The organism is Synechococcus sp. R5-13 (genome assembly GCF_047462015.1).
Lineage (GTDB): Bacteria > Cyanobacteriota > Cyanobacteriia > Thermostichales > Thermostichaceae > Thermostichus.
This window is the reverse complement of record NZ_JANSIL010000137.1, coordinates 1-12,233: the sequence shown is the minus strand read 5'-3', so window position 1 is coordinate 12,233 and position 12,233 is coordinate 1. Positions and strand designations below refer to the sequence as shown.

General features: G+C 59.9%; 13 protein-coding genes. 6 read left to right on the top strand and 7 right to left on the bottom strand.

What is annotated here, in order from left to right; all coding sequences use genetic code 11:
• Window positions 1-603 precede the first annotated feature (603 nt).
• The 3 genes from NW840_RS10465 to NW840_RS10455 all read left to right on the top strand — a co-directional run bounded on the left by NW840_RS10465 (window position 604) and on the right by NW840_RS10455 (window position 3,261).
• Entirely contained in the window at window positions 604-1,458 is an 855-nt protein-coding gene (locus NW840_RS10465; protein WP_414344129.1) for a Tic22 family protein, read from the top strand.
• 12 nt (window positions 1,459-1,470) lie between these two features.
• Window positions 1,471-2,358, top strand: coding sequence for a peptide chain release factor N(5)-glutamine methyltransferase (prmC, locus tag NW840_RS10460; RefSeq protein WP_414344126.1), 888 nt, complete (start codon window positions 1,471-1,473; stop codon window positions 2,356-2,358).
• Between the two features lie 87 nt (window positions 2,359-2,445).
• Entirely contained in the window at window positions 2,446-3,261 is an 816-nt protein-coding gene (locus tag NW840_RS10455) for a sensor histidine kinase (protein ID WP_414344124.1), read from the top strand.
• A gap of 24 nt (window positions 3,262-3,285) precedes the next feature.
• Here the strand turns inward: NW840_RS10455 and NW840_RS10450 are convergent, their stop codons facing one another.
• Together NW840_RS10450 and psb27 are read right to left on the bottom strand one after the other, a co-directional pair.
• Window positions 3,286-3,750, bottom strand: a complete 465-nt coding sequence (locus tag NW840_RS10450) for a YHS domain-containing (seleno)protein (RefSeq protein WP_414344132.1) — start codon at window positions 3,748-3,750, stop codon at window positions 3,286-3,288.
• 224 nt (window positions 3,751-3,974) lie between these two features.
• Entirely contained in the window at window positions 3,975-4,376 is a 402-nt protein-coding gene (gene psb27, locus NW840_RS10445) for a photosystem II protein Psb27 (protein ID WP_414344122.1), read from the bottom strand.
• A gap of 68 nt (window positions 4,377-4,444) precedes the next feature.
• Between psb27 and NW840_RS10440 the strand changes: the two genes are divergently transcribed.
• Window positions 4,445-5,185 carry an NnrU family protein gene (locus NW840_RS10440; protein WP_414344120.1) on the top strand — a complete coding sequence of 247 codons (741 nt, stop codon included), beginning with the start codon at window positions 4,445-4,447 and terminating at the stop codon, window positions 5,183-5,185.
• 34 nt (window positions 5,186-5,219) lie between these two features.
• Entirely contained in the window at window positions 5,220-5,612 is a 393-nt protein-coding gene (locus NW840_RS10435; RefSeq protein WP_414344118.1) for a thioredoxin family protein, read from the top strand.
• On the opposite strand, the gene NW840_RS10430 is transcribed toward NW840_RS10435, so the two are convergent.
• The 5 genes from NW840_RS10430 to NW840_RS10410 all read right to left on the bottom strand — a co-directional run bounded on the left by NW840_RS10430 (window position 5,549) and on the right by NW840_RS10410 (window position 11,455).
• On the bottom strand, window positions 5,549-7,144 hold the full coding sequence (locus NW840_RS10430; protein WP_414344116.1) for a hydantoinase B/oxoprolinase family protein: 1,596 nt from the start codon (window positions 7,142-7,144) through the stop codon (window positions 5,549-5,551). The genes NW840_RS10435 and NW840_RS10430 overlap by 64 nt on opposite strands.
• Window positions 7,145-7,149: 5 nt before the next feature.
• Window positions 7,150-7,458: a hypothetical protein gene (locus NW840_RS10425; protein ID WP_414329349.1), complete on the bottom strand. Its 309-nt coding sequence runs from the start codon at window positions 7,456-7,458 to the stop codon at window positions 7,150-7,152.
• 31 nt (window positions 7,459-7,489) lie between these two features.
• Window positions 7,490-8,029, bottom strand: coding sequence for a PDZ domain-containing protein (locus NW840_RS10420; protein WP_414344114.1), 540 nt, complete (start codon window positions 8,027-8,029; stop codon window positions 7,490-7,492).
• A 240-nt stretch (window positions 8,030-8,269) separates the two neighbouring features.
• Complete coding sequence (gene pip / locus NW840_RS10415; RefSeq protein ID WP_414344113.1) at window positions 8,270-9,220, bottom strand: prolyl aminopeptidase; 951 nt, start codon at window positions 9,218-9,220, stop codon at window positions 8,270-8,272.
• A 27-nt stretch (window positions 9,221-9,247) separates the two neighbouring features.
• A complete protein-coding gene (locus tag NW840_RS10410) occupies window positions 9,248-11,455 on the bottom strand; it encodes a glycoside hydrolase (protein ID WP_414344111.1) in 2,208 nt (735 codons plus the stop codon).
• Between the two features lie 167 nt (window positions 11,456-11,622).
• Here NW840_RS10410 and NW840_RS10405 point away from each other — a divergent pair, with 167 nt between their 5' ends.
• The gene (locus tag NW840_RS10405) at window positions 11,623-12,141 is read left to right on the top strand and encodes an HNH endonuclease (RefSeq protein ID WP_414344109.1); all 519 of its coding nucleotides are present in this window, start codon (window positions 11,623-11,625) and stop codon (window positions 12,139-12,141) included.
• Window positions 12,142-12,233 lie beyond the last annotated feature (92 nt).

The window sequence follows — 12,233 nt, the reverse complement described above, 5'->3', positions numbered from 1 at the left end:
CATGTTGGCAGACTCGAAAGTAAACAGAAAGATCAACTGGTAGTAATCCGTACTGAACATATTATACATTGTTTTCAGTATAGTTGAGCTTATTATTGACTAGAGTCATGCTCCCTACAGCTGTGAGTTCGCACCCCTATCTTAACAAAAGTTAACAGCAGCTGCCACGTTTGCGCGGCTACATCAGGACACCGCCGAACAAGGCTGGAATAGGCAGCGTTTTATGGGAGAGCTGGGTACACAACCCTCGGAGGGATCTGCATCTAGCGTGGATCAGTTGTATGCGACTCCGTATATAGTATTGGGTGATGCGGGATCCCCACCCAAAACAGGGGCTTTGCCCCTCGACAGAGGTCGAGCAGATGTTCTAACCTTGGCTTCTAGGGTGGCCCAAGAGCGCTCTTCAAGATAGGTGTGCCGGGGTGTTGTCAGCGATGGCCAACCGGGATCCTAAGGCTGAGAGTGTGCCGCATCGCTAGCCTAAGCCCTGTTGAGCGGGTTTAATTTAATCTAGGCAGCTTTTGATTTGCCCCAGGCTGTTGGTTAGTACTTAGGAAGCTGACCCCATAGCAACCAGAACAAGGCGCGATGCCGGGAGTTGAGATGAGAATGACGCGTTGTAATGTAGTATCGCCTGTGCGCTCCCTCTGCCGCTGTGCAGCTCAGGTGGGCGGCGTAGCCGGGATCCTGATCGGAACAGCTTGGGGGGGTTTGGCTGTGACTCCTGTTTGGGCTCAGGAGAATGCCCTACTGGCTCAGGCAGCCGCAGGCCCCATGAGCCGGCAAGAGGTGGCGGAGCGGCTAAATCTGGTGCCTGTTTTTGCCATTGTGTCTCAGAACGGCACCCCCGTTGTCGCCAATGTGGAGCGAGATGGCCGCACCATCCAAGTGGTTTCCTTCTGGCTGGATCAGGCCCAGGCCCAACAAATGTTGGAGCAGGTGAAAGCCAGCAACCCCGAGATAGCCAGTCAAGCCCGGGTGGTGCCTCTCTCGCTGGGGTATGCCTACGAAAAATCGGAAGAGGAGCGCGCCAAGAATAGTGACCTGTATTTTGAGGTGGTGCCTCGGGCTTCTGATGTGGAAGCAGCCAAGCAGGTGCTGAAGGAAACCGGTCAAGATGTGCCCCCGGAGGCAATCGGCGTGCCTCTGTTCTATGGCCGCTCCGGAGAGGGGCTGCTGACCATCGAGCAGGATGGCCATGAGGTGGTGCCCTTCTTCTTCGACCGCAACGATTTGCGGAGGGCTTTGGATCGGGCGGCGGCGCAGAACCCGGATGTGGTTGGGAAAACCCAGATTGAAGTGACCTCGCTGGCCATTGTGGTAGAGCGTATGCTGGCCCCCGACGCGCAGGCCGATGTGCAGAAAATTGCCTTTATCCCCTCTCGCTCGGCGCTGGAGTATATCCAATCCCTGGCCCGGCCTGCCAATCCTTCTGCAAGTCCCCAGCCTCAGCGTTAACCTAAGCCCCTGATGGGATCCCCGTCTGCTCTGGTGAAGCGGTTAACAGAGTGGCGTGCCCAAGCCCTGAGGGCGGCAAAAGCGGCTGGGATCCCTGCCGAGGAAGTGGAGATTTTGCTCAAAGAACGGCTGGGGTGGGGGCCATTGGAGCGGTTGATGGGTCGCGCTCCGGCTGGGGAGGGGGATCCCCTGGAGGAGGTGCAGGCCCTTTGGCGGCAAAGGGTGGAAGAGCGCATCCCCCTACAGTACCTGTTGGGCAAAGTTGAGTGGGCGGGCTTGAGCTTGCGGGTGACGCCGGCGGTGCTGATCCCACGCCCGGAGACCGAGCTGCTGGTGGAGCAGGCTTCCCTTTGGCTACAGGCCAATCCTCTGCCGCCGGGATCCTGTTTTGCCGACCTGGGTACAGGCAGCGGGGCGATTGCCATTGCGTTGGCCCATCAGCACCCCCAGTTGCGGCTTCTGGCCGTGGATTCCAGCCCAGAGGCCTTGGCTATTGCAGCAGACAATGTGGCAGCCCACCATCTGCAGGAGCGGGTGAAGTTGCTGCTGGGATCCTGGTTTGTGCCCTTGGATCCCTGGCGGGGGCAGCTGCGCGGCCTGGTTTCCAACCCTCCCTACATTCCCTCTGCCGAGCTGGCCTCTCTCATGCCAGAGGTGCGACTGCACGAGCCACGACAGGCTCTGGATGGCGGAGAAGATGGCCTAGCCCACTTGCGGCTGTTGATTCAAGCAGCACCGGATTACTTGGCCCCGAACTCCTTTTGGGCGGTGGAAGTGATGCGAGGCCAAGCCCCTTGGGTGGCGGAGCAGTTGCGAGATAGGGGCTGTTATCGGCAGATCCAAGTTCACCGAGATCTGGCCGGGATTGAACGGGTGGTCAGCGCCCACTTCGTCGGATAGAAAAGGGTAGGATCCCATAAGATGGGGTATCGCTGGAGCCGGAACTGTCCAAAACTTAAAGCTCCGAGCCCAGAGATCTGAGCACGGATGGGATCCCCTGTCCTTCGCCAGGAGCACTTCTTGAGGGAGCCTTCGCCTACAGCCAAACCCGACCCACCCTTACAGCAGGCCGCCCCTGCCGACGGGCAAGGGGCTGTGGATTGGCAATTTGCTTTTGAACGCTCTGAGGTGATGCGGGCCTTTCAACAAGAGTTGCTCGTCAGCATCGGCCATGAGCTGCGCAATCCCCTCAGCAGCCAGATGGGATCCCTGCAGTTGGTGTTGTCGGATCTATGTGACTCTCCCGAAGAGGAGCGGGAATACCTTCAAAGTGCCAAAGAGGCGGTAGAGCGCCTGATCAAGCTGCTTGAGGAATACACCCGCCTGGCTCGCCATGACCTGCCCATCCAACCTCTGCGACCGGAACCGACCCGACTACGCCCCCTCCTGCAGGATGTGTACAGCCTAACTCGCCTACAGGCCCAGGATCAGGGCATTCGCTACGAATGGCCGGTTCTACAACCAGCCCCAGCCTCTGAGGTGCCCCTTCTCCCCGATAGCCTCACCGTTTGGGCGGATCCCCACGGCTTGGTGCAGGCGCTGCTGGGAGTGTGTCGCTGGGGCATCCGCACCCTACGCTACGGTTCGATGGCTTTGCACCCCTATCCCACCGCAGAAGAAGAGGGGCGACTGTGCCTGGGGTGGAACCTTGAGGGGCGATGCCATGTGCCCATTCAAACAGAGGGCTGTGCCGTCTGGCGGGTAAGCGAGCGGCTCCTGAGAGAAATGGGAGGCCAGCTGGAACTCTGTGAAAGTGGACTCTACCGGGTTGGCATCAAGGTAACCCTGCGCCTTGCACAGTGAATCTCAGAGCAGGGGGGCTTGGGTTTAGCGGCTTCGCAGACCCGGCCAGTTGGCATCTGCCTTCTCGATCAACCCGGGGATGTCGCGCTCCCAGTTGCGCTGTACCCGCCGGTTGGCGTTCAGGTATAGCTTGTCATCAACAATTTTCCAGGCAAAGGGATCCACCGGGTAAAGGTAGTTGTGGGCCACGGCCCAGGCACAAAACCCGCCGTACTGGGGGGCAAAGCGCTCTGGGTCGTTGCGAAACCGCTCCCGATTCTCGGCGCTGGCAAACCTCCAGGTCACCCCTCCCCACTCCCATTCATACTCTGGGGATCCCTTGACCGGCTTGCCGTCGATGAAATAGGCCACCGGGTCATAGCCCCGCAGGGCCAGGCCATCCGTTGCAAAAAAGGGGCCCGGGGATCCCTCCTCGACAGCCCCAACGACCTGTCCTTGGGCTGGGAGAGACAGGAGCCAAGCTGGGTGAGAAGCAACAGCTCCAACCATCAGCAGCAGCGAGAGCAAAACCCAACGATTTTTGACCATCACGACCTCCCCAATCCTCAATCGAGATAAAAATCTCCTCCACTTCCAGAAAAGCACTGCGCCCTTCCTCTCAGATTCAAAAAGAGACCTGAGAAGACCCTGGCTTCTGCGGACTGGGAACAGTCTGGCCGCAGCGGGGAAATTTGCCTGTGATTTGGATCGGGGAGATCCAATCTAAAAAAAGCTCAACCTTCTCGGCGCAAGGCCAATTCCGCCCGATCCAGTTGCATTAGCACCCGCTCCGCCTTTTCGGGGTTGAGAGGCCGGTTGGAAGTGCGGTACTGGGAGGCCAGCGTATTAAACACCGTGCGCAAAGTGGTAAAAGACTGCAGCTTGTCGTAGCGATGGCCGTGGTAGCGCCCAGAAAACTCCTGGATGGCTTGCATGGCTTCCGCTCGCGCCTCTTCCGGGTTCATCAGGGGATCCCCTTCTGAAAGGACGGTGCGTAGGGTTTGGATCAGGGTCATGCTGTCTTCGTAATACTTGCCGGTGAGACGGGCAGCCTGAGCAACTGAGCTCCCTGATCCCAGCAAAAGGGCTACAGACAGGAGCAGGCTGACAAGACGCAGAAAAAAAGTTTTGAGCATGGGGAACCTAATGTAACTTACTTTTAAGCATAAGCCACAGCAACACCGGAAGAGGAGTCACCCAAAAGATGCTGTTCACCCCCTTCAGCGACTTTCTGCAGAGGCTAGGCCAGTACGGATCCCATTGGACAATGTTAGCCCTGATCTTGGGGTTTGCCTGTGCTCACAGCGGACTGGCCTACTTGCGACCCTGGGGGGAAAGCTGGCTGGGATCCCGTCTGTACCGCATCTTCTTTGCTCTGGTGAGCCTCAGTTTGGCACCGCTGTTGCTCATCTATTTTTTCAACCACCGCTACGACGGGGTGATTCTCTGGGATCTCCAAGCCGTCCCAGGCATTCGCACCACCGTTGCTCTTTTGTCTGCCCTCTCTTTTTTCTTTTTGTATCCGGCCACCTTCAACTTGCTGGAGATCGCCGCCATTCGCAAGCCGGAGATCCACCTGTTTGAAACCGGGATCATCCGCATCACCCGTCATCCCCAAATGGTGGGCCAGGTGATCTGGTGTGTGGCCCATTCCCTGTGGATTGGCTCCAGCTTTATGGCGGTGACCTCGCTTGGGCTCATTGCCTACCACCTGTTTGCGGTTTGGCACGGGGATCACCGCCTGGAGCGGAAATACGGGCAGGCCTTCCGCGATCTCAAGGCGCGCACCTCCGTGATCCCCGGCTTGGCCATTCTGCAGAAGCGACAGCAACTGCGCCCCCAAGAGTTTTTTCGCTGGGCCTATCTGGGGGTGTTCAGCTTTGTAGTGATTCTTTACGCCTTCCATCCACAAATGGTTTCTGCAGCCAGCCAAGTTGCCTGGTAGCATGATCCCAAAGAACTTCTTTAGTTTGGGAGTGATGGCCTTGCAAGTTGCTTTAGATGCTTTTAATCAAGAACTTTTGACAAGTGATGGGTTGGTTTTGGTGGATTTCGGCGCCCCTTGGTGTGGCCTGTGTCGCTTCATTCAGCCGATTACCGACCGTCTCGTAGCCGAGTGGGGAGGTGCGGTCAAAGTACTGCGGGTGAATGTAGACGACAATTTTTGGCTGCCGCGCCGCTATCGGGTGCGCTCTTTGCCAACCCTAATTTTGTTTGAGAAAGGTCAAGAAGTGCAAAGGCTGGAGCACTTCGCCAGCCGCGATGAGGTGATTCGCCGCTGCGAGCAGTTGTTTCTTGACCACCTGCGCTACCTGGGTTCGGGAGCCTGCTCATCCTCGTTTGAGCCCCAAGCCCCGCCGCCCGGCGTGTAGAGGGTGATCACGTCGCCGGCTTTTAGGGAGCGGCTGATTTTGCCAGGCAAGGGATCCCCATTGATGAGGTTGATCCCCACCTGGCCTGGCCCACCCCCCTGTTCTCCTTGGGGGGCATAATGGCGCCGGTCTGTGAGCAGGGAGAGGGTGCAATCTTGTAAAGTCTGGATGGATCGGATCAGTCCCCACCCGCCCCGCTGTTGACCATGGCCGCCGGAATCCTGGCGGAGCTCGTAGCGCAGCACCCGCAGGGGATACTCCAACTCCAGGGCTTCGATGGGGGTGTTGAGGGTATTGCTCATGCCCACGTGGACGCCATCCAGGCCCGGTCGCTGTCGGCTGGCCCCCTGACCACCTCCCAGGGTTTCGTAGTAGGTGAAGTGGCGGTTGCCCAGCACACAGTTGTTCATGGTGCCCTGCCCCTGAGCGATGCTCCGCAATCCGGCCACGGGAGCCAGAGCTTTGAACACCACATCGGCAATTCGCTGCGAGGTTTCCACATTGCCCGCCACCACTGCTGCCGGAAACTGGGCATTCACCAAGCAGCCGGGCGGCGCCACGATCTCGATGGGATCCTCCAAGCCGACATTGCTGGGGGCCGTGGGATCCAACAGACAACGCAGGGCAAACAACACTGCCGAGCGGGTGACGGCCAGCGGCGCATTCAGGTTTCCCGCCATGGCCGGAGCGGTACCGGTGAAGTCCACCCGCAGCTTCTCGCCCCTGACCTCCACCTGCACCCGAATCTCAAGGGGCGCGGGCGGATCCCCGTAGCCCTCCAACCAATCCTCAGCCGTGTAGATCCCATCGGGCAGAGCCTGAATTTGCGCCCGCATCCGCCGGCGGCTGTATTCGATCACCCCCGCGATCAACTGCCAAGCTTCCTCTTCTCCAAAGCGGGCCAGCAACTCCCGAAACCGGCTCATCCCCACTGCGCTGGCCCCCACCTGGGCCTGCAGATCCCCCCGCCGCTGCTCGGCATTGCGCACATTGGCCAGGATTAGGCGCAGCAGATCCTCCTGCCAGTACAACTCTCCTTCTAGAGAGAGCCCAGCCAGCCGTACCGGCGGGATCACCAGCCCCTCTTGCCAAAGTTCTGTGGAGTCGGCGGGCATGGAGCCAGGGCGCATCCCTCCAATATCAGCGTGATGAGCACGGTTCACAGCATAGGCGCAAATCCGGTCGGGATCCCTCCAGCCGGGAATGGCCGCGACCACCGTAACGTCTGGCAGATGGGATCCCCCCTGGTAGGGATCGTTGAGGAGAAACACATCTCCGGGTCGCGGGTTGGCTGCCACCACCGCTCGCACCGCCTCCGAGAGGGCTCCCAAATGCACCGGGATGTGAGCTGCCTGGGCAATGCAAGCCCCTTGCGCGTCAAACAGAGCTGTGGAGCAATCCCGCCGCTCCTTGATGTTGGCCGAATAAGAACCGCGGATGAGGCGGGCTCCCATCTCTTCGGCAATCCCCGCCAGAGCGTTGGCCATGACCTGCAACCGGATGGGATTGGAGACAGGATAGTTGCTATCCATATCCCTCAAAGCCTACGCCCCAGCCAAACGGCCACCCTGCGGATCCCTTGCCAGAACTGCAAACGACGTTGCCAGCGGGCAAGGGTATGGCGATTCTCGCGCAGACGATCCCGCAGACGCAGCAACTCAGCGGGAGTGGGAGCCAAGGCCTGTTGAGCTGCTTCTCGCCAATCGGCCATGGCCTGCTCTGTGACCCCAAGAGCCGAGCGCAGCTTCAAAATGACAGGAATGAGAGCAACCAGGGCCAAAAACAGCAAGCCGTTGAGGCCGCAAACTGCCCAGACAGCCCATCCCGAACTCCAATTGGCATTCACAGAGAGCTCCGGGTAGGGATCCCGACAAGGCTCACTGCTGCTGCAGCATCAAGGGGCGCAACACCCGGCCATCCCCCACCACAACCACCGTTGACAGCACCTGCTCACCACGGCGGAAGGTAATCGGCACCGATTGGCCTACCGGGGTATTTTGGATGATCTGCTGCACATGTTGCACGGAGGTGACCCGCTGCCCATCCACTCCAATCAAAATATCGCCCTGGGCCAGACCGGCTCGTTGAGCAGGGCCGTCTTGGAGCAGGCCGACCACCTGCACCCCTCGAACTTGCGGTGCGGGGCCGAACAGACGACGGCTGATGGCGCTCTGGGCTTGCTCGCCGTTCACCGTTTCAATGGCAACTCCAATGAAGCCGTTGCCGACAGCATAGGAGGCAGGCGACCACTGAACCCCGAAGCTGTTGGCGTCGCTGCTGACCTGAACCGTGGAGCCGTGGTGGTTGTAAGCTTCACCCCCAACCGAGTCGCAGGGGTAGGCCACAACTGCATCTGCCAGCAAGAAGGAGATGGGCAGGGCTAGGGCAAGCTTGAACAGATGGGTTGGTTTCTGCATGGTTCGACCCTGGAAACGGTGAAGTAGAAATGAGCTTGAATCCGCGAAGCACTTGGGTGGATGCACCAGCCAGGTGTGGGCAGCTTGCACCGCCCCTCCCTCAGTGATAAACCCAAAATCGCCAACTGTCGATAGGCTTGGCCGTGCTTCTGGGCTGGATCCCAAGGTTTTGCCGGCCTTCCTGTAGCAATTCTTCAAGGTCTTGGGATCCCTGGCAGCACTGGGTTGGCTCGGCGGGGCTCACAAACCGGCAAAGCGATCGGTGGCTTCCAGGAGGGCGGTGCGGATTCCGGGCTCGGTGATGGAATGGCCAGCATCGGGGATCATCCGAAACTCTGCTTCTGGCCAAGCCTGATGCAGCTCCCAAGCAGAGATGGGCGGGCACACCACGTCGTAGCGCCCCTGGACGATCACCGCCGGCAGATGCCGCAGCCGTCCCACCCCCCTGAGGAGCTGATCCTCCGGATCCAAAAAACCGCTGTGGACAAAGTAATGGCACTCAATGCGGGCAAAGGCCTCGGCAAACTCTCCCCGACCAAAGCGCTCGATGAGCTCTGGGCTGGGGATCAACTTGCTGGTGCTGGCCTCCCAGACGGACCAGGCGCGAGCTGCCCTCAGCCGTACCTGGGGATCTGGGTCGTTTAGGCGGCGGTGGTAGGCTGCCAGCAGGTCATCCCGCTCTTCGGGAGGGATCGGCTCCAGGTAATGTTCCCAAGCGTCGGGGAAAAAGTAGCCGGCCCCCGACTGGTAAAACCAGCGGAGCTCAAAAGGGCGCAAGAGAAAAATGCCCCGCAAGATAAACCCTAGGCAGGATTGGGGGTGGGTTTGCCCATAGGCCAGGGCAAGGGCACTGCCCCAGCTGCCCCCGAACACAAACCAGCGATCAATGCCCAGATGCTGGCGCAACTTCTCGATATCCGCCACCAGATCCCAGGTGGTGTTCTCCCGCAGCTCGGCATAGGGGCGACTTTTCCCGCAGCCCCGCTGATCGAACAGCACCACCCGCCAGCGGCTGGGATCGAAATACTGCCGGTAGATGGGATCGATCCCGCCTCCAGGCCCCCCGTGCAAAAACACCACCGGCTTGCCTGCCGGGTTGCCGCACTGCTCGTAGTACAAGGTGTGGAGGGAGGAAACCGCCAGAAAGCCTTGATCGTAGGGCTCGATGGGGGGATAGAGATCGCGCGACATAACTCGAAGCTCTGCTGGTCATCACTCTCAGGGTCTGCGCAGGGCAATGGTGGCCTTGGGCGGGATCCCTTCCTGAAAGGTCTCGCCATCCGCGGCCAGGATGACAAATTGCAGCTCCTGACCCGGCTGGGCGCCCAAATTGCTCCAGGGGATGGCCACCTCCAAACAGGCATCCACCACCGCCTTCACTTGATGGCCGATGGCGTGCCAGGTGTGGTACTCCCCTGCCTGCAAGAGCTGGGCTTGCACCTCTGCCGGATGCTGGCCGGTGCCGGGAGGCGGCAGTGACAACCGCAACAGGTGGCGGTAGTGGTAGTTGAGAGGGGCTTCTGCCGGCAATCCCTGCAGGGGAATGGGGCTGTTGACGGTGACGCGGTTGGGATAGAACCACAGCACCAGCAATTGCCTGGGCCGCTGCACCACCGAGTTAAAATCCAGCCGCAGATAGAGGTTGAAGTGATCAAACCCGTACCAGAGGCGGCGAACGGCGCTGTTGCGGTGCATGGTGCCTCGGGCCGCTCCAATCTCCACCCGCCCCGCTTGGCTCCACTCCCGTTCTGCCGGACGACCGTTGATGGCCGGGTGGATAAACCCCTGCGGCAGGCGATCCCCTAGGCCGTCATGATCCTCCAGGGGAAATTGCAGCACGGTCGGCACCGCCTCTCCCAAAGCAGTGTAGAGCGCCTGCAGGTGCTCCCGAAACAACTGGTCGAAAACGGCATCATGGGCGGAGGAGTGGCCTGCCCCAAACCACCAGAACCAATCGGATCCCTCGGCGGCCCAGAGGGCCTCCCAGGCTTGGGGATTGGCGCGGGGATGATCCTGAATCACCTGACGGGCTTGGGCCAGAAGCTCCCAAGCGCGGTTTTTGACGGGATCCCCAATCCAGGTGGTGAAATCTGCCTCGATCCAGGAGCCGCTATGAAGTTGCTCTGCCGGCAAAAACTCGGTGGGCGGAAACTGATCCAGAAACTCGGAGACCGTCACCAAGCGCAGCGCCGGGTGCTGGCTGAGGCGGGTATAGAGGTTTTCCAAGAAGGGCCGGCCATCTTGGGGGTAGTACTCCCAGCAGTTTTCCCCATCCAGAGCGATGGTCACCAGCCAGGGCTGCTCCTGGGGCAGGCGGTTGCGGATGCTCTCCAGATGGCCGATGAGATCTTTGGCGGCAGCATCGGCGGGCATGGCGCTGTAGCTGAAGCCGATCAAATCCGAAAGGCGGTGATCCCGAAAGACGATGGCCAGATCCCCCCGCTCGGTTTCCAGGCGGTAGGGGCGGTAGAGCTTCTCCGGCTCCAGAATGTGGCCCTGCCCATCGCGGTGAAACGGTTGACCCAGGCTCCACCCCAAAACCCCTTCGTCGGAGATGATCCACTCAAAGCCCTGTTTTTGCACAATCGGCACAATGGCAGGGCTCACCGATTGCTCCGAAGGCCACAGGCCCCGCGGCTCGCGGCCAAAGCGCTCCCGATAGATCTGCTTAGCCCGCTCCAGTTGGGTGTGGACATCCTGCTCCCAGTGAAAGGGGTAGCGAGGTAAGGGCAACCCTGGGCGGGCCACCCGTGCCGAGCGCTCGCTCACCAACAGGGGCAAGATGGGGTGGGTATAGGGGCTGGTGGTCAGCTCCAGTTGGCCGTTGCTCTGCAGTTTGGCGTGTTGGGGCAAGATGGCGCCGAGGATCTGTTGTTGCTTGGCGTAGATCCGCTGCCGATCCGCCAGGGTAAAACCGGATCCCATTTTGATCCAGCCCTCAATCTCAGGATCCTCCTGAAAGAGAGGATCAAACCAAGACAGGTTGTGCCAGGCCAGCAAATCCCCGAAGTCCTGCGGAGTCCAGTACTGCAGACACCAGTTCACCCCCTGAGATTCCCGTTGGTTGTAGAGCTGCCGATAGCGGGGGTAGGGCTCGATCATGGTGGGGTAGTGGCTGTCGAAGAAGCGCTCGACCACAAAGCGCAGTTGATCGGGGCCGAGCTTTTCGACAGGGGATAGGGTCAGTTCCAGGTAAGGATCAAAAGCCGAGCCGGCTACGTACTCTTCGATTTGCACAATCAGGGAGGGCACCAAGTTGACCGTTTGGTGCAGGCGGGGATAGCGCTCCAACAGCAACACCAAGTCCAGGTAATCTTTGATCCCGTGTAGGCGCACCCAAGGCATGCGATATTTACCCGCCACCGGACTTTTGTAGAGGGGTTGGTGTTGGTGCCAAACCAGGGCGACGTGCAGCGGGTAGGTCATGGGCGGTACGGGATCCAACCATCACCCGGATACTAGCCCATCTGTCTGGCTGGCGATCGTAAGAAACTCTTGAATGTCTGAGCTCTGCCGGTGTCGATGGCGGTGGGGAAAAGCTTGCCATTCGGCAGATTCCTCAGGAGAATGGCGGCAAATGGAAGAGCTGAGCCATGACTGCCGCTACCCACCTTCTGGAACAGTCGATCGTTGTCTTTTCCCAAAACTATTTGCCCATTAGCCGGGTCAATATCAAGCGGGCAATCGTGCTGCTGCTAACAGGCAAAGCCGAACCGCTCTCGATGATGAATGTGCCGGTGTGGAAGGTGCGCTCCCCCAACCAGGTCATTGAAGTGCCCGAACATATTCGCCTGACCATCAAGGGCAAAGAGCGCGCTTGGCGCGTGCCCCCTGTGAATCGGCGGGAGGTTTTGCGGCGGGATCACCACACCTGCCAGTATTGTGGCACCACCCACAATTTGACCTTGGATCATGTCGTGCCCCTCTCCAAAGGGGGATCCCACAGTTGGGACAATGTGGTGACGGCTTGCGAACGCTGCAATCAACGCAAGGGCAACCGCACCCCTGAAGAAGCCAACATGCCCCTGCGCAGCAAACCCCGTGCCCCTCTCCACCCGACGGTGGCTTTTGCGGAGCAGTTCTGGCGCGAACACCAAAGTCGGCAAGAGTGACATCCTCCCGGCGCTCATCCTATGGACAGAGCGCGGGCCACCCTTCCCGTCAGCAGGACGGAGTCCTTACCTCGCGGTCGGGCATTCCTGCC

Excerpts from the sequence above, each read along its gene's own strand:
- NW840_RS10465 (WP_414344129.1), top strand. The coding sequence starts at position 604 with ATGAGAATGACGCGTTGTAATGTAGTATCGCCTGTGCGCTCCCTCTGC.
- prmC (WP_414344126.1), top strand. The coding sequence starts at position 1,471 with ATGGGATCCCCGTCTGCTCTGGTGAAGCGGTTAACAGAGTGGCGTGCC.
- NW840_RS10455 (WP_414344124.1), top strand. The coding sequence starts at position 2,446 with ATGGGATCCCCTGTCCTTCGCCAGGAGCACTTCTTGAGGGAGCCTTCG.
- NW840_RS10450 (WP_414344132.1), bottom strand. The coding sequence starts at position 3,750 with ATGGTTGGAGCTGTTGCTTCTCACCCAGCTTGGCTCCTGTCTCTCCCA.
- psb27 (WP_414344122.1), bottom strand. The coding sequence starts at position 4,376 with ATGCTCAAAACTTTTTTTCTGCGTCTTGTCAGCCTGCTCCTGTCTGTA.
- NW840_RS10440 (WP_414344120.1), top strand. The coding sequence starts at position 4,445 with ATGCTGTTCACCCCCTTCAGCGACTTTCTGCAGAGGCTAGGCCAGTAC.
- NW840_RS10435 (WP_414344118.1), top strand. The coding sequence starts at position 5,220 with ATGGCCTTGCAAGTTGCTTTAGATGCTTTTAATCAAGAACTTTTGACA.
- NW840_RS10430 (WP_414344116.1), bottom strand. The coding sequence starts at position 7,144 with ATGGATAGCAACTATCCTGTCTCCAATCCCATCCGGTTGCAGGTCATG.
- NW840_RS10420 (WP_414344114.1), bottom strand. The coding sequence starts at position 8,029 with ATGCAGAAACCAACCCATCTGTTCAAGCTTGCCCTAGCCCTGCCCATC.
- pip (WP_414344113.1), bottom strand. The coding sequence starts at position 9,220 with ATGTCGCGCGATCTCTATCCCCCCATCGAGCCCTACGATCAAGGCTTT.
- NW840_RS10410 (WP_414344111.1), bottom strand. The coding sequence starts at position 11,455 with ATGACCTACCCGCTGCACGTCGCCCTGGTTTGGCACCAACACCAACCC.
- NW840_RS10405 (WP_414344109.1), top strand. The coding sequence starts at position 11,623 with ATGACTGCCGCTACCCACCTTCTGGAACAGTCGATCGTTGTCTTTTCC.